Origin of the sequence: Caldicellulosiruptor sp. F32 (assembly GCF_000404025.1) — a bacterium.
GTDB lineage: Bacteria > Bacillota > Thermoanaerobacteria > Caldicellulosiruptorales > Caldicellulosiruptoraceae > Caldicellulosiruptor > Caldicellulosiruptor saccharolyticus.
Genome location: NZ_APGP01000113.1, coordinates 27320 through 44636, shown reverse-complemented (window position 1 = coordinate 44636; position 17317 = coordinate 27320). Strand labels below are relative to the sequence as shown.

The window sequence follows — 17317 nt, the reverse complement described above, 5'->3', positions numbered from 1 at the left end:
AGGTTTATAAACCAAAGAATTACTGTGAGATTTGGTGAAGATATCATTGAGGTTGACAAGCATGAGGTAGACCTTGTTGATATATCGCCAAAACAGATTGTTTCAGTTTCTACGTCATTGATACCATTTTTAGAGAACGACGATGCAAACCGTGCGCTTATGGGTTCTAATATGCAACGTCAGGCGGTACCACTTTTGACTACAGAAGCTCCAATTATTGGAACAGGTGTTGAGTACAGAGCTGCAGTAGACTCTGGTGTTTGTGTACTTGCCAAAAAAGATGGTATTGTTGAAAAAGTATCTGCTGATGAAATTGTCATCCAGAATCATGATGGTACAAAGGACGTATACCATCTTTTGAAATTTAAGAGGACAAACCAAGGCACATGTTTCAACCAGCGACCAATTGTAAGAAAAGGTCAAGAAGTAAAAACAGGAGAGGTTATAGCAGACGGTCCATCAACCGACCATGGCGAGCTTGCACTTGGTAAAAATGTCCTTGTTGCGTTCATGCCATGGGAAGGTTATAACTATGAAGATGCTATATTGATTTCTGAAAGACTTGTAAAAGAGGATGTATACACATCCATTCATATAGAGGAATACGAGTGTGAAGCAAGAGACACAAAGCTGGGACCAGAAGAGATTACAAGGGATATACCAAATATTGGTGAGGATGCAATAAAAGACTTAGATGAAAGAGGAATTATCAGAATTGGTGCAGAAGTGAAAAGTGGAGACATTCTTGTAGGTAAGGTCACACCAAAAGGTGAGACAGAACTCACTGCTGAGGAAAGACTTCTTCGTGCTATCTTTGGTGAAAAGGCAAGAGAGACAAGAGATACATCCTTGAGAGTACCTCACGGTGAGGGTGGAATAGTTGTTGATGTAAAAGTATTCTCACGTGACAAAGGCGACGAGCTGCCGCCTGGTGTAAACCAGCTTGTAAGAGTATATGTTGCACAGAAGAGAAAGATTTCAGTTGGCGACAAGATGGCAGGAAGACACGGAAACAAAGGGGTTATTTCAAGGATTTTACCTGTTGAAGATATGCCATTTTTACCAGATGGTACTCCGGTTGATATAGTGTTAAACCCATTAGGTGTGCCGTCACGTATGAACATTGGTCAGATTTTGGAGACACACTTGGGATATGCAGCAAAGGCGCTTGGCTGGAAAGTTGCAACACCTGTATTTGACGGTGCAAAAGAGGAAGACATTGAAGAAGCATTGAATCTTGCAGGACTTTCACCAAATGGAAAGACTATCCTATATGATGGCAGAACAGGCGAACCATTTGATAATGAAGTCACTGTAGGATACATGTATATGTTAAAGCTTGTTCATCTTGTTGATGATAAGATTCACGCACGCTCAACCGGACCATATTCGCTTGTTACACAACAGCCGCTTGGTGGTAAAGCTCAGTTTGGTGGCCAGAGATTTGGTGAGATGGAGGTTTGGGCACTTGAGGCATATGGTGCTGCGTATACGCTGCAAGAGCTTTTGACTGTTAAATCTGACGATGTGACAGGTAGAGTAAAGACTTATGAGGCAATTGTAAAAGGAGAGAATATTCCAGAACCGGGTATTCCTGAATCATTCAAGGTTTTGGTGAAAGAGCTTCAGAGCTTGTGCCTTGATGTAAAACTCCTGTCAGAAGATAATAAAGAGATTGAACTTAAAGAGTCTATAGATGAAGACGAACAGCCACAAGGTCTTGGTGCATTTGAGCGAGGACTTGAGGAAGTTGAGAATGGCGAAGAAGATGATGATAAAGAGAAATTCTATGAAGATTTAATGGATGCAAGCCAAGAACAAGATGAGAGTGCAGATGACGATATCGATGAGTAAAACCTCAAAAAGGTGGGTGTAAGGCAGATGGATTTGTTCAATTTTGATGCCATAAAGATTAGCCTTGCTTCTCCAGAAAAGATTAGAGAGTGGTCACGCGGAGAGGTCAAAAAACCTGAGACTATAAACTATAGAACATTAAAGCCAGAAAAGGATGGACTTTTTTGTGAAAAAATCTTTGGTCCGACAAAAGACTGGGAGTGTCATTGTGGAAAATACAAAAAGGTAAAATACAAAGGTGTTGTTTGTGACAAATGCGGTGTTGAGGTGACAAAATCAAAGGTAAGACGTGAGAGAATGGGGCACATTGAACTTGCTGCCCCTGTTTCTCACATCTGGTATTTCAAAGGTGTTCCAAGCCGCATGGGTCTTATACTTGATATGACCCCAAGAAACTTGGAAAAGGTTTTATACTTTGCGGCATATGTTGTCATTGACCCCGGCGATGTGCCAAACTTAGAGAAAAAACAAATACTATCTGAAAAGGAATACAGGGAGCTAAAAGAAAAGTATGGCGACAGATTCAGGGCTGGAATGGGAGCAGAGGCTATAAAAGAGCTTTTGAAAGAGATAGATTTAGACAAGCTTTCTCAAGAGCTACGACAAGAGCTTGAGACAGCAACAGGTCAAAAGAAGCTAAAAATAATAAAAAGGCTTGAAGTTGTCGAGGCATTCAGAAAATCAGGAAACAGACCTGAGTGGATGATATTAGATGTAATACCTGTTATCCCACCTGAACTTCGTCCAATGGTCCAGCTCGATGGAGGGAGATTTGCAACATCTGATTTGAATGATCTGTACAGAAGAGTTATAAATAGGAACAACCGTTTGAAAAAGTTAATGGAGTTAGGCGCACCTGACATAATTATCAGAAACGAAAAGAGAATGTTACAAGAAGCAGTTGATGCACTTATTGACAATGGTAGGCGTGGAAGACCTGTAACAGGTCCTGGAAACAGGCCTTTGAAGTCACTCTCTGATATGCTAAAAGGCAAACAGGGAAGGTTCAGACAGAATCTTTTAGGAAAACGTGTTGACTATTCAGGTCGTTCTGTTATAGTTGTTGGACCTGAGCTAAAGATTTATCAGTGTGGTCTTCCAAAAGAAATGGCACTTGAGCTTTTCAAGCCATTCGTAATGAAAAAACTTGTTGAAAAGGGAATATGTAACAATATAAAAAATGCTAAAAAAGCAGTCGAAAGACAAAGAAGTGAGGTATGGGACATATTAGAAGAGGTCATAAAAGACCATCCAGTTTTGTTAAACAGAGCTCCAACCTTGCACAGACTTGGAATTCAGGCATTTGAACCAGTTCTTGTTGAAGGAAGAGCTATAAGGCTTCATCCTCTTGTATGTACAGCATACAATGCAGACTTTGACGGTGACCAGATGGCAGTACATGTTCCACTTTCTGCAGAGGCACAAGCTGAGGCAAGGTTTTTGATGCTCTCTGCGAATAATTTACTTAAACCTGCTGATGGAAAGCCTATTGTAGTTCCAACGCAGGATATGGTTTTGGGAATCTATTATTTGACGCTTGAGAAAAAAGGAGATAAGGGCGAGGGGATGATGTTCTCCTCAGAGGATGAGGCACTACTTGCATATGAACACAAGGTTGTTGGACTTCATGCAAAGATTAAGGTGAAAAGGACTATTGAAAAGGATGGAGAAGTAATCTCAGGTATTGTTGAGACAACACCAGGTAAAATTATACTAAATCAGGTAATACCACAGGATTTAGGTTTTGTTGATAGGAGCAAAAAGGAAAACTTGGTGAAGTATGAAATAGACACTCTCGTTGACAAGAAGATGCTTGGAAAAATCATTGACAGGTGTATAAAAGTTCACGGAAACACTCGAACAGCAGAGATATTAGATGAGATAAAAGAACTTGGATTTAGATTTTCCACAAGAGGAGCAATTACAATCTCAGTTTCGGACATGGTAATTCCAGGAGTCAAGCAAAAACTCATAGCAGAGGCAGAACAAAAGGTTGAGAATGTTGAAAAACTATACAGACATGGTTTGATTTCAGACGAGGAAAGATATGAACAAGTTATCAGTATATGGAACGAGATAAAAGACAAACTTACCGAAGAACTTATCCGAAATCTCGATGAGTTTAACCCAATATTCATGATGGCAAACTCAGGTGCACGAGGTTCAAAAAATCAGATATCACAGCTTGCAGGTATGCGTGGACTTATGGCAAACCCGTCTGGAAAGACAATAGAGATGCCTATAAAGTCAAACTTTAGAGAGGGCTTAAACGTAATAGAGTTCTTTATCTCAACACACGGTGCAAGAAAAGGTTTGGCAGACACAGCATTGAGAACTGCAGACTCAGGTTATTTGACAAGAAGGCTTGTTGATGTTGCTCAGGATATAATTGTTCGAGAAGAGGATTGTGGTACAGATAAAGGTATTTGGGTAGAAGAGATTAGGGATGGCACAGAAATTATTGAAACGCTTGAAGAAAGGGTCATAGGAAGATATGCTGCAGCTGACATTCTGCATCCGCAAACTGGTGAGGTCATAGTAAAGAGAAATGAACTTATCACAGAAGAGATAGCACAGAAAATAGTAGATGCTGATATAAAGAGCGTGTATGTCAGGTCAGTACTTGAATGCAAAACAAGATATGGAGTATGTGCAAAATGTTATGGACTTGACCTTGGCACAGGTCAGCCAGTAAACGTAGGTGAAGCAGTTGGTATAATCGCAGCACAGGCAATAGGTGAGCCAGGAACCCAGCTTACAATGAGAACATTTCACACAGGCGGTATTGCAGGACAGGACATTACACAGGGACTTCCAAGGGTTGAAGAGCTATTTGAGGCAAGAAAACCTAAGGGCGTTGCAATAATTTCTGAGATAGAAGGGTATGTCTCTATCAAGGAGGACAAGAAGAGGACAATCACTGTTCGAAATGACAATGGTGAGGAGAGGACGTACGAAGTACCTTACGGAGCGCGATTAAAAGTAAATGATGGAGACTATGTCAAAGCAGGGGATGAGCTAACAGAAGGTTCGATCAATCCACATGATCTTTTGAGGATAAAAGGTCCAAGAGGTGTTCAAAGCTACCTTTTGGCTGAGGTTCAGAAGGTTTACAAAATGCAGGGTGTTGATATAAACGACAAGCATATAGAGATAATAATCAGGCAGATGATGAAGAAGGTCAAGATAGAAGACCCAGGAGATACAGAACTTTTGCCAGGCGACATTGTAGAGATATACAGGTTTGAAGAAGAAAACGACAGAGCGATAGCAGAAGGCAAACGTCCTGCGCTTGGAAGAAGGGTGCTTCTTGGTATAACAAAAGCAGCACTCTCTACAGAATCGTTCTTGTCGGCTGCGTCTTTCCAAGAGACTACAAGAGTTCTGACAGATGCAGCAATTAAAGGTAAGGTTGACCCACTGATTGGTCTTAAAGAGAATGTCATTATAGGTAAGCTTATTCCAGCTGGGACAGGTATGGCAAAGTATAGAAATATTATAGTGGAAGAGAAAGCATAAAGAGATTTTTAAAAGGGGTATGTCTTAAAAAGAAAGCTTAAGGCATGCCCCTTGTGAAACTTCAAAAAAACCTTGTTTTAAACTTTCTTGACATAAAATCATTTGAGTGTTATTATATTTGAGTGTAATTTTACACCTTCCATATGAAAAGGGGAGGAAGTGAATTTGTCATCAGACATAGAAGCTTTAAAAACTTCTCCTAAGACTGTAGGAGCGCGCCAAACTGCCCAAGCTATCCAGAAAGGGAAAGCCAAGGTAGTTTTTGTTGCAAAAGATAGCGACGAATGGGTAGTGAGGGATATTATAGATATGTGCAAACAAAAGGGTATAAAACTTGTCTTTGTTGATTCTAAAAAGGAACTTGGCAAGATTTGTGGTATAAGTGTGGCAGCATCATCTGCCGCAATAATTGAATAAGATTTTTTAACAAGGAGGTGTACAGATGCCGACAATAAACCAGCTTGTAAGATTCGGACGAGAGAAGAAGGTTGAAAAGTCAAAAGCACCAGCACTCCAAAAGGGTTTTAATTCACTAAAAAAGAAATACTACGACATAAGCTGCCCACAAAGAAGAGGAGTTTGCACAGTTGTTAAGACTGTTACACCTAAAAAGCCAAACTCTGCTTTGAGAAAGGTAGCGAGAGTCAGACTTACAAATGGTGTTGAAGTGACAGCTTACATTCCTGGTATTGGCCATAACTTGCAAGAGCACTCTGTTGTGTTGGTAAGAGGTGGAAGAATCAAAGACTTACCAGGTGTCAGGTACCATATTGTAAGAGGTACACTGGACTGTGCTGGTGTTGCTAACAGAAGACAGGGCCGCTCTAAATACGGGGCAAAAAGGCCAAAACAACAGGCAGCAGGCGCTGCAAAGAAATAAGGTGGCTTAAAGTGGCGTAAAATAATGTGAGGTGAAAGAAGTAATAGAGTTTTTAAAAAGGAGGGGTAGAGTTGCCAAGAAAGGGGCCAGTTAAGAAAAGAGAGATATTGCCAGATCCGGTCTACAATGATAAGGTTGTAGCAAAGCTTATAAACAAAGTGATGTATGATGGGAAAAAGTCCATTGCACAAAAAATAGTATATGGTGCATTTGATATAGTAAGAGAAAAGACTGGTAAAGATCCACTTGAAGTTTTAGAAGCAGCACTTAACAATGTGATGCCAGTGTTGGAAGTAAGACCAAGAAGAGTTGGTGGTGCAACATACCAGATTCCAATTGAAGTTTCACCTGATAGAAGACTTTCGCTTGGTATTAGATGGCTTGTTGAGTATGCAAGAGAAAGAAAAGATAAAAGAACGATGAAAGAAAAACTGGCAGCAGAGATTATGGATGCAGCAAACAACACAGGCGGTGCAGTTAAGAAGAAAGAAGATACACATAGAATGGCAGAAGCAAATAGAGCATTTGCACATTATAGATGGTAATACTACTTTCTTAACAAGGAGGACAGAAGAAATTGCCCAGGCAGTTTCCGCTTGAAAAAACAAGAAATATTGGTATTATGGCTCATATAGATGCGGGAAAAACAACAACAACAGAAAGAATCCTTTTCTACACTGGTAAGGCCCATAAGATGGGCGAAGTCCATGAAGGTACAGCCACAATGGACTGGATGGAACAAGAGCAAGAGAGAGGAATTACTATAACCTCAGCTGCTACAACTTGTGAGTGGCGAGGGCACAGGATAAACATCATTGACACACCAGGACATGTGGACTTCACTGTTGAGGTAGAAAGGTCTTTGCGCGTGCTTGACGGTGCTATTGCTGTATTTTGTGCCAAGGGCGGCGTTGAGCCTCAGTCAGAGACTGTGTGGAGACAGGCAGATAAGTACCGTGTTCCAAGGATAGCCTATGTCAACAAAATGGACATAATGGGTGCTAACTTTTTCAATGTTATTGAAATGATGAAAGAAAGACTTGGTGCAAACCCTGTTGCAATCCAGGTTCCAATTGGGAAAGAGGATACTTTCAGAGGTATTGTTGACCTTCTTACAATGAAGGCTATTATATATGTAGATGACTTGGGAAAGGTTGCACAGGAAACAGAGATACCAGATGAGGTAAAAGACATTGCTGAGGAATATAGAATCAAGCTTTTAGAAGCTGTTGCTGAGACAGACGAAGAGATTATGATGAAGTATTTAGAGGGTGAAGAAATTACAGTTGAAGAACTTAAAGCCGCAATAAGAAAGGCAACAATCAATATGCAAATGACACCTGTGCTTTGTGGTTCATCTTATAGAAATAAGGGTGTTCAACCACTTTTGGATGCAGTTGTTGACTATCTGCCATCACCGGTTGACATTGCGGCAGTAAAAGGATTTTCACCTGATACTGGTGAAGAGATTGAAAGAAAGACAAGTGAAGATGAGCCGTTTTGTGCATTGGCATTTAAGATTATGTCTGACCCATATGTTGGTAAACTGACATTCTTGAGAGTTTACTCAGGTGTTCTTCATGCAGGGTCGTATGTTTATAACTCAACAAAGAATAAGAAAGAAAGAGTTGGAAGACTTTTACACATGCATGCAAACCACAGAGAGGACGTTGATGCAGTATATGCCGGTGATATCTGTGCAGCGATAGGTCTTTCTAATACTACAACAGGTGACACGCTCTGTGATGAAAATCATCCAATTGTCTTAGAGTCTATGGAGTTTCCAGAACCTGTTATACAGGTTGCTATTGAACCAAAGACCAAAGCTGACCAGGAGAAGATGGGTATTGCGCTTCAGAGACTTGCAGAAGAAGACCCAACATTTAAGGTATCAACAAACCATGAAACAGGGCAAACACTCATTGCAGGTATGGGAGAGTTGCACTTAGAGATTATTGTTGACAGAATGAGAAGAGAGTTCAAGGTAGAGGTCAATGTAGGTAAACCTCAGGTTGCTTACAAAGAGACAATCAAGAAATCTGTCAAGGTTGAAGGCAAGTACATTAGGCAATCTGGTGGTAGGGGTCAATACGGTCACGTTTGGCTTGAGCTTGAACCGCTTGAAAGAGGAGCAGGGTATGAGTTTGTCAATAAGATTGTCGGCGGTGTGATACCAAAAGAGTTCATACCATCTGTTGACGCAGGTGTTCAAGAAGCTATGCAATCTGGTGTGTTGGCAGGATACCCAGTTGTGGATGTTAGAGTAACTCTGTTTGACGGTTCATACCACGAGGTCGACTCGAGTGACATGGCGTTCAGGATTGCAGCAGCTCAAGCCTTCAGAGAAGGTATGAAAAAGGCAGAGCCAGTACTGTTAGAGCCTATAATGAAGGTTGAGGTTGTTGTACCTGAAGAGTATATGGGTGATGTAATGGGTGATATAAACGCAAGAAGAGGTAGAATTGAAGGTATGGAACTGAGAGGAAATGCTCAGGTTATTCGTGCTTATGTGCCACTTGCTGAGATGTTTGGATATGCAACTGATCTGAGGTCCAAGACCCAAGGTCGCGGCACGTATACCATGCAGTTTGATCACTATGAAGAAGTTCCAAAGAATATTGCTGATAAGATTCTTGAAATGAAGAATAAATAAGTGTTAAAATAATCTTAAACTGCGGTTGCAATTTTAAAAATTCACATAAATAAAATATTATCGTGAAGGAGGATAAAATTAGGATGGCAAAGGCTAAATTTGAAAGAACAAAACAACACGTAAACATAGGTACAATTGGGCACGTTGACCATGGTAAGACAACATTGACAGCTGCAATCACAAAGGTTTTAGCTCTCAAGGATAAGGCTCAATTCATGGCTTATGACCAGATTGACAAGGCACCAGAAGAAAGAGAAAGAGGTATTACAATCAACACAGCTCACGTTGAGTATGAGACAGATGCAAGACACTATGCGCATGTTGACTGTCCAGGACATGCTGACTACGTTAAAAACATGATAACAGGTGCTGCACAGATGGACGGTGCTATCTTGGTTGTTTCTGCAGCGGACGGTCCAATGCCACAGACAAGAGAACATATTTTGCTTGCAAGACAGGTTAACGTTCCATACATCGTTGTATTCCTCAACAAGGTAGATATGGTAGATGACCCAGAATTGATTGAGCTTGTTGAGATGGAAGTAAGAGAGCTTCTTTCAAAGTATGGTTATCCAGGTGACGAGGTGCCAATTGTAAAGGGTTCAGCTTTGAAGGCTTTGGAGTCACCATCACAGGATCCAAATGCACCAGAGTATCAATGTATTTTAGAGCTCATGGATGTAGTAGATAAGTACATTCCAACTCCACAAAGAGACGTTGACAAACCATTCTTGATGCCAATTGAAGACGTGTTCTCAATTACAGGTAGAGGTACAGTTGTTACAGGTAGAGTTGAAAGAGGAACACTCAAAACAGGTGAAGAGGTTGAGATTGTTGGATTTGCTCCAGAGCCAAGAAAGACAGTTGTAACAGGTATTGAGATGTTCAGAAAGGTGCTTGACGAAGCAGTGGCAGGTGACAACGTTGGATGCCTTCTCAGAGGTATTCAGAAGAATGAGGTTGAAAGAGGTCAAGTTCTTGCAAAGCCAGGCACAATTAAACCTCACACTAAATTCAAAGCACAGGTTTACGTATTGACAAAAGAAGAGGGTGGAAGACATACACCATTCTTCAATGGTTACAGACCACAGTTCTATTTCAGGACAACAGACGTTACAGGAACCATTACCCTGCCTGAGGGTGTTGAAATGTGTATGCCTGGTGACAATGTTGAAATGACAGTTGAGCTTATCTCTCCAATTGCTATTGAGTCAGGACTCAGATTTGCTATCCGCGAAGGCGGAAGAACAGTTGGTGCAGGCTCTGTTACAACAATAATTGAATAATAAAAAAGCCCAAGCCTAAGGTGAAGAAAAAGTCTCTTAGGTTTGGGCTTTTTTTGACTAAAAGATTTTATCCAAGGTAAAGTTACTAATAAGGAGGTGTTTTAACAAACTGTATGGCACGAATAAAAGAGTATTATCACAATATGATTCAAAAACTTAAATTCCATCAGACAGAAGAATATATGATTGATGAGTTTGTATACAACACACTGAAAGAATTTTCACTGAACCTCAATAAGGAAATAGCAATTGCTCTAAACAGAAAAGGCAGAATTGAAGAGGTTCTAATAGAAAAGAAAGAATTTGCAGAGCTTGAAAACCAAGATTCTTTCCCTAAAAAGGCAGCATTGATCTTTACAAGGTTATCTTCTGCATCACATCCTTCAATACTTGACCTTTCCATACTCATAATGAAAAAGTATGACTATGTAATGACAATCTCGCTAAAAACTGAGGAAGCTAGCATAGCTTTTTGGGGTAGCCAACTGAAAGAGGTTGAAATTATTGGACCGCATAAAATAGAGTACTTTTACAATCTTGATATTTCGTCGAAGATTTCAGAAGTTGATGAAAAACAGAAGGAAAGAGAAAAAATTCACGAGATTTTGGTCGAAAAAGAAGAAAAGGCTCTGCTTGTTGATGTGTGGCCAAAAAGTTCATCTGAACTTGACAGGCACCTTTTAGAAGAACTTGAGAGCTTATGCAAGACAGCAGGGGTTAAAGTTGTTGACAAGGTAGTGCAAGTAAGAAGGAATATAGATCCTGCGTATTTTATAGGAAAGGGTAAGGCAGAAGAGATATTTTCAATATGTCAACAAAAAGATATAGATGTTGTGATATTTAACAGAGAACTTTCACCTGCTCAGATAAAAAACTTAGAAGAGCTGCTTTTAAGAAAAGTGATAGATAGAACTGATGTGATACTTGACATATTTGCAAGACGTGCAAGGACCAGAGAAGGGAAACTTCAGGTAGAACTTGCACAGCTTTTGACTCTGCTTCCGCGCCTGCGTGGGACTGGGGTGCTGCTTTCAAGACTTGGTGGTGGAATCGGAACAAGAGGGCCTGGTGAGACCAAGCTTGAAATTGACAGGAGGCATATCCAGCGCAGAATTGAAGAGATAAAAAAAGAGCTTGAAAAAGTAAAAAAAAGCAGGGAAGTACAGAGAAAAAGCAGAATAGAAAACCAGGTGCCGGTGGTGTCAATAATTGGTTACACAAACGCAGGGAAGTCTACTCTCATGAATAGAATCTCAAAGGCAGATGTTCTGGTAGAAGATAAACTATTTGCGACACTTGATACTACTACAAGAAGAGTGTACCACAAAGGCAAAGAATTTTTGCTCACTGATACTGTTGGGTTTATAAGAAACTTGCCACATCATCTTGTTGAAGCATTTTCCTCAACGTTGGAAGAAGTCAAGTATTCAAACCTTATACTGAACGTTGTAGATATATCTGACCCGTATTATTATGACCACATAAAGGTATCTGAGAATTTGCTAAAACACCTTGGAGCAGAAAATATCCCTCTAATAAGGGTTTACAACAAGATAGATAAGGTGGACCTTTCAACTGTGGATGTTTTTGACAATGTACCTCATGTTTTTATCTGTGCTCAGGATGGCAGGGGTATTGATAATCTGCTTGATATGATTGTTGAGAGAATTTAATCATATAATGAAATTTGTTGAATATGGTGAATAAAGAGGGTATTATTAAAGTAGGGGGGAAATTTTTATTAAAATAAAAGAAAGGGGTTGTCCGTAGTGCTGATTAGAAATTGTGCAGGTGGGGTTGTATTCTACCAAGGGAAGATTTTTATTATGAAGAACGAGAAAGGTGAGTGGGTCTTCCCAAAAGGTGTTATTAGAAATGGTGAGATTGCACCAGAGGTAGCAGTAAGACGAGTAAAAGAAGAGGTTGGAATTGATGCGACAATTCTCTCAACAGCAGGTCAGACAAGTTATGAGTTCTATTCAGTAACACGTCAGAAGCCAGTGTGCAACAAAATTGTGTGGTATATCATGGAGGCAAAGTCCCCAGAGTTCTTGAAAGAGAATAAAGATGAAAACGTGTTTGACGCTGGGTATTTTGATATTGAAGAGGCTATCCAGAAGATTACTTATAGCCAAGACAAGGCTTTGGCATCCTATGCGTATGAACAATATAAGCAGCTTGTGAATATTTAAATTGATGTTTATAATATAATTCGGAGAAATTCAGGGTAAGGGCTGTCCTTTTTATAAAAAGTGACAGCCCTTTTGCTTCAATGTTTTGGTTTTTACTAAGAAATTACAATTACCATAAATATATCATATTTATAACACTCTTACAAAAAGGAGAAATGATACAAAGATGGGCTACAAGACTATAAAACAAAATGCACGAACAGAAATTGTAGAAAAAAGGTCAAGGTTTATTGCCTCTGCATTTAGAGTAGAAAATCAGCATGAGGTGGATTATTTTTTGAATGAAGTCCGAAAGGAGTTTTATGATGCAACTCATAACGTTTATGCCTATACATATGGTATTGAGTATCCAATCCAGAAATGTTCAGACGATGGAGAACCACAGGGCACAGCAGGTCTACCTGTAATGGAGGTTATAAGAAAAAATGGACTTTCTAATGTACTTGTTGTTGTGACACGCTATTTTGGTGGTATACTTCTTGGTGCATCTGGTTTAGTAAGAGCATATACACAAGCTGCTGCGGCTTCTATTGAAAAAGCGGGGATTTTAGAGTATCATGAATGTGAGAAGATAATTGTCACTTTAGACTATCCGAATTTTGAGAAGATCAGGTGGTTGATAGAGAAGACTAATGCTAAGATATTGGGAATAGAGTATTCGCAGGTGGTAGACATCATTGTTTTAGTAAGAGTAGAGGATGTGGAGAGCCTCATCAAAAATATTTCTGATGTGACAGCAGGCAATTTTTTGGTTGAGAGAAAAGGGCTATTTCTTGAAGCAATTTAGAAGATTAGAAAAACTTCAAACAAAAGGATGTGATATTTCTGTGAGCAGAAAAGAAAATATATACAAAAATATTATCTTGAATCCTTTGCATTTTATCAAAGACATTTCTCTTATCAATAATTTTATTGTGGGAATAATAGTATTTTTAATTTATTTGATTTTATTTTCATTGTATGTATATATCCAGATTCGAAGTGGGAATGAAATGTTGCCACATGAATCTGGTCTGATTTTCTTCACAGATAGAATAAAATCTGATATAGAAGATTTGAGGTTGGCAAAACTTGTAATAAACCTTTTCTCTGTAGAAATCTTGAGACTTTTTATTATGAGTATAGTTTTGTTTGTTGTATCATCAATATTAACAAAGAAAAGAACAAATCTTTCGCAGATTGCAACAACACTTACCGTTTCGTATTTAATTCCATGTTATGTATTCTTAGCAGGAATTGTATTGTCATTTTTACCGCTGAATTTTGTAGTTTTCAAAGTAAGTGAAATGTCATTTTTGGTATCTCTTTATGAGGCTTTTTCAAAAGGGTTTGGTATATCAAAAGCAAAAGCATTTTTAATTCTGTTCGTGGTGGTTACAGCTCAGGCATTGTTTTATGTATACGTACCTTCAATTTTTCTTACGCCATTTTTGATATAGCATAGTAACAAAAACAAAAAATGCATACCCGCTTAAGAATAATGGTATGAATATCTTTATATTTGTAATACGAAAATAAAGAAGTACAATCATGATAAACAAACAGAAACACATCAGCAAAAGAAGAGTATTGATTGTACCTTTTTCAATAGTGAATTTAAATTTTAAGTTTGAAATCTTCTCTATCATTACAATACAGGAAATTAGAGCAAAGATATTTGTAATCCAGATATATGGCAACTCATTTTTGATAACTAATATGAGGAGTACATAAAGTACAAGACGAATAATTGTCAAAATGGTATTTTGGACAAAATTAAAAATTACTTCCCCAAGGGCATTTAATATACTTGAAAGTGTAACAGAAAGATAGTAAAACACTATTGCTGGGGAGATGTGTTTTAAGTAAACTCCAGCTAATTGATTTTTGTAAAGTAACTGGCAAATCTCCACTGGGTAGAGCAAAAATATGCAGGTGATTGGCAGAGAGACTATCAACGTTGCGAGGATAAAATAGTTTATTCGTGAGTTTAAGGTTTTGTTATACATCTTTATCTCAGAAATTGTAGGGATTATTATAGTCGAAAGTGAATTGATTATCACAAGAGGTAGTAACGCAGCAGGAAAGCTCATCCCATTTATAATTCCATACACTGAAATAGCTTGAGTACTTTTCATACCAATTAACTCAAAGAGTTTTGGTATAATCATATTTTCAAGCGATTGAAATATCATTCCAAGTACGCCTATTGTTGCTAAAGGAATAGAGATTTTGAATATCTTAGAAGGTATCTCAGCAAGTTCGTTTATATCAATCTTAAGTCTGTTTTTTGAACATTTAATCTTATATGCTGCTATGAGAAAACCACAGCTCGAAATCTCACCCAAAAGTATTCCAAGAAAGGTAAGTAAAAGTTTTGTTTCAAATGAAGCACTTTTGTCAAGACTTAAAAAAAGGGGACATATAATTGAAAGCCTCATGATATTTTCAAACACTTCAGCAAGAGCAGGTGGAGCAGGATTTTGGATTCCATAAAAAAAGCCTTTTAGGATTGCTGATTGTGAGACAACTACTGTACAAATGATAAGAGGATATATAGTTTTTTGGAGTATAGGTGTGTTAAATATGGTATTACAAAATATGGGGTTTAAAAGTGAAAAGAAAATTGCAATTACAATGCTCCACAAAAATATAATTCTGCTCATTACAAAAGCGGTTTTTATTTTTATTTCAGGCAAATCAGAGGTTTCAGCTATATACTTTGATATTGCTGTCAAAATTCCACCACTTGAGATGTTATAAAATAGATAATATAAGGTCATGCCAAATGTATAAAGACCCATACCAACAGACCCAATTTGTCTTGAAATAAAAACTCTATAAAAGAAAAATAAGCTGTATGTTAAGATGTTGCACAGCGTGAGTGTGAGAATTTGGTTTATAATCTTCTTATTCATTATCTCTTAATTTTTATGCTATATTAATGTTCAATATTAATATGTATGAATAAATTCCATTTGACATTAACCCTAAATTGAATTTATAATTCCATAATGAAAATACATGAGCATTTAAGGTAGGGGGAAAACGGATGTCTGGACACTCGAAATGGGCAAATATCAGGCACAAAAAGGAGAAAACAGATGCTCAGAAAGGAAAGATTTTCTCAAAGTTAGGAAGAGAATTAATGGTGGTTGCAAAGATGTATGGGCCCGACCCTGAGACAAATCCGAAACTGAGAGATGTAATTGCCAAGGCAAAGGCTAACAATATGCCTATGGATAAGATAATGGGGTTTATAAAAAGAGCAGCTGGTGAGATTGACACAACAGGCTACGAAGACATTACATATGAAGGCTATGGACCAGGCGGTGTTGCTGTAATTGTTGAAGCTATGACAAATAACAGGAATAGAACAGCAGGCGAAATCAGGCATATATTTGACAAAAATGGCGGTAATTTGGGTCAGACTGGATGCGTTTCTTGGATGTTCAACAGAAAAGGTGTAATAGTAATAGAGAAAGAAAACTTTCCAGATGAAGACTTTGTAATGGAAAAGGCTTTAGAGTACGGTGCTGAGGATTTTGCTTCAGAAGAGGATGTGTATGAAATAATAACCACTCCGGAGGACTTTTCAAAGGTCAGAGAAGGCTTAGAAAAGGAAGGATTTACATTTATAAGAGCTCAGATAGAGATGATCCCTCAAACAACTGTGAGACTTTCTGAAGAAGATGCACAAAAGATGAGAAGACTGATTGACATGCTTGAGGACAATGACGATGTGAAAGAAGTGTATCATAACTGGGAAGAGGAAGAATAAATTTTTTATGTATAGCAGTGAGATTGGCAGGGAATAATAGTAAAAAAGTCCATCTTAATGGAGGCTAAGTTATATGAAGCTCTATTTTAGGACTGCCGTTCTCACTGCTATTATAATTTTCTTATTTCTAATATCATTTGTGGTAGGATTTACTATAACCATAGAAAAAAGCAAGATAAAATCAAAGCAGCAGTTAAAAGGAAAGAACATTACTGAAATTGCATATATAAAAGACAGTTTTCCACAGAGAATAAATGAGGACACAATTTTAGTTGTGAGAAAATATTTTAAAGGCTGTGGGCACATTATTGAAGAGAAGTCCAATATCTCTAAGGAATTTGTCAACATGACCAAGGAGGACTTTAAAAGCCTTTTTAGTGGCTGGGAAATAGATGCGTTTAACTCTAAATATGTAGTAATCAGTAGAACGTTTGAAGGTTATTGCTCTAATCACTTTATAATTTCAATCAAAGATGACAGGGTAGCGATTTTTTATTCTCAGCCTATTGATGGTGACAATCTTAAATTGGTAACTCCAATAAGCATAGACGATTTACCAGAAAAAGAGGTTGAGGATTTGAAAAAGGGCATAGTTGTAAACTCATTTGAAGATGCAATAAAGATTGTTGAGGACTTTGGAAGCTAAAATATATTTTGTGTAACATAGTTTACCCATAATTCATATTATGTTAGTGAAAGGTGACATAATATGAATTATGGGGGGTAAGATGATATGTCAGAAGAAATGGATTTAAGGTATGAGGACCACGAGCACCACTGTCATGACATTTGTGAGCACATGAGAAGATACTTAGGAGAGACAGTTACCGTATTTACTGAAAGTGGCGGCGAGAGCGGTCAAGGATTTACAGGTGTGTTGGCTTTAGTTACACCAAGGTTTATAAGACTCATTGTCACAATTGGAACAGCACCAGATGACCCATTTATGTACAGAGATTTTATGTACAGAGACTACGACGAAGGAAGAGACAGAGACAGAGATTATGATGAACACCATAGAAGACAAAGATACTGTTGTTATCATCGACCAAGAAGATTTTGTGGTCTTGGTTCAATAGTTGACATTCCATGCCGAAAGATAGTTGCATTTGTTCACAATGCAGTCTAAAACTAAAAAAGGTTGCAAATTTTTTTAAGATTTCAGGGGCTGCA

At 38.3% G+C, this 17317-nt stretch carries 15 protein-coding genes; 14 read left to right on the top strand and 1 reads right to left on the bottom strand.

Annotated elements, in window-relative coordinates:
- From rpoB to H964_RS10190, 11 genes are all read left to right on the top strand, one after another.
- Positions 1–1854, top strand: a 1854-nt coding sequence (gene rpoB, locus H964_RS10240; RefSeq protein ID WP_039767342.1) for a DNA-directed RNA polymerase subunit beta, incomplete at its 5' end; no start/stop codon positions are given.
- 27 nt (positions 1855–1881) lie between these two features.
- The gene (gene rpoC / locus H964_RS10235; RefSeq protein WP_039767334.1) at positions 1882–5373 is read left to right on the top strand and encodes a DNA-directed RNA polymerase subunit beta'; all 3492 of its coding nucleotides are present in this window, start codon (positions 1882–1884) and stop codon (positions 5371–5373) included.
- Positions 5374–5538: 165 nt separating this feature from the next.
- The gene (locus H964_RS10230) at positions 5539–5790 is read left to right on the top strand and encodes a L7Ae/L30e/S12e/Gadd45 family ribosomal protein (RefSeq protein ID WP_011916514.1); all 252 of its coding nucleotides are present in this window, start codon (positions 5539–5541) and stop codon (positions 5788–5790) included.
- 25 nt (positions 5791–5815) lie between these two features.
- Entirely contained in the window at positions 5816–6253 is a 438-nt protein-coding gene (rpsL, locus tag H964_RS10225) for a 30S ribosomal protein S12 (protein WP_039767332.1), read from the top strand.
- 71 nt (positions 6254–6324) lie between these two features.
- Positions 6325–6798: a 30S ribosomal protein S7 gene (rpsG, locus tag H964_RS10220; RefSeq protein WP_011916516.1), complete on the top strand. Its 474-nt coding sequence runs from the start codon at positions 6325–6327 to the stop codon at positions 6796–6798.
- Positions 6799–6830: 32 nt separating this feature from the next.
- Entirely contained in the window at positions 6831–8906 is a 2076-nt protein-coding gene (gene fusA / locus H964_RS10215) for an elongation factor G (RefSeq protein WP_039767328.1), read from the top strand.
- Between the two features lie 83 nt (positions 8907–8989).
- Entirely contained in the window at positions 8990–10192 is a 1203-nt protein-coding gene (tuf, locus tag H964_RS10210; protein ID WP_039767326.1) for an elongation factor Tu, read from the top strand.
- A 143-nt stretch (positions 10193–10335) separates the two neighbouring features.
- Positions 10336–11865 (top strand): GTPase HflX, encoded by a 1530-nt coding sequence (gene hflX / locus H964_RS10205; RefSeq protein WP_039767340.1) that lies wholly within the window; start codon positions 10336–10338, stop codon positions 11863–11865.
- Between the two features lie 96 nt (positions 11866–11961).
- On the top strand, positions 11962–12384 hold the full coding sequence (locus H964_RS10200; protein WP_011916520.1) for an NUDIX hydrolase: 423 nt from the start codon (positions 11962–11964) through the stop codon (positions 12382–12384).
- A gap of 166 nt (positions 12385–12550) precedes the next feature.
- Positions 12551–13171: a YigZ family protein gene (locus H964_RS10195; protein ID WP_011916521.1), complete on the top strand. Its 621-nt coding sequence runs from the start codon at positions 12551–12553 to the stop codon at positions 13169–13171.
- The gene (locus H964_RS10190) at positions 13137–13823 is read left to right on the top strand and encodes a hypothetical protein (RefSeq protein WP_011916522.1); all 687 of its coding nucleotides are present in this window, start codon (positions 13137–13139) and stop codon (positions 13821–13823) included. Before H964_RS10195 ends, H964_RS10190 begins: the two co-directional genes overlap by 35 nt.
- Here H964_RS10190 and H964_RS10185 read toward each other — a convergent pair.
- Positions 13794–15281, bottom strand: a complete 1488-nt coding sequence (locus tag H964_RS10185; RefSeq protein WP_039767323.1) for an oligosaccharide flippase family protein — start codon at positions 15279–15281, stop codon at positions 13794–13796. The genes H964_RS10190 and H964_RS10185 overlap by 30 nt on opposite strands.
- Positions 15282–15415: 134 nt before the next feature.
- On the opposite strand from H964_RS10185, the gene H964_RS10180 reads away from it, so the two are divergent.
- From H964_RS10180 to H964_RS10170, 3 genes are all read left to right on the top strand, one after another.
- Entirely contained in the window at positions 15416–16144 is a 729-nt protein-coding gene (locus tag H964_RS10180) for a YebC/PmpR family DNA-binding transcriptional regulator (protein WP_011916524.1), read from the top strand.
- A gap of 73 nt (positions 16145–16217) precedes the next feature.
- Positions 16218–16790: a BofC C-terminal domain-containing protein gene (locus H964_RS10175; RefSeq protein ID WP_039767320.1), complete on the top strand. Its 573-nt coding sequence runs from the start codon at positions 16218–16220 to the stop codon at positions 16788–16790.
- Positions 16791–16877: 87 nt separating this feature from the next.
- A complete protein-coding gene (locus tag H964_RS10170) occupies positions 16878–17273 on the top strand; it encodes a hypothetical protein (RefSeq protein WP_011916526.1) in 396 nt (131 codons plus the stop codon).
- The last annotated feature ends 44 nt before the right edge of the window (positions 17274–17317 follow it).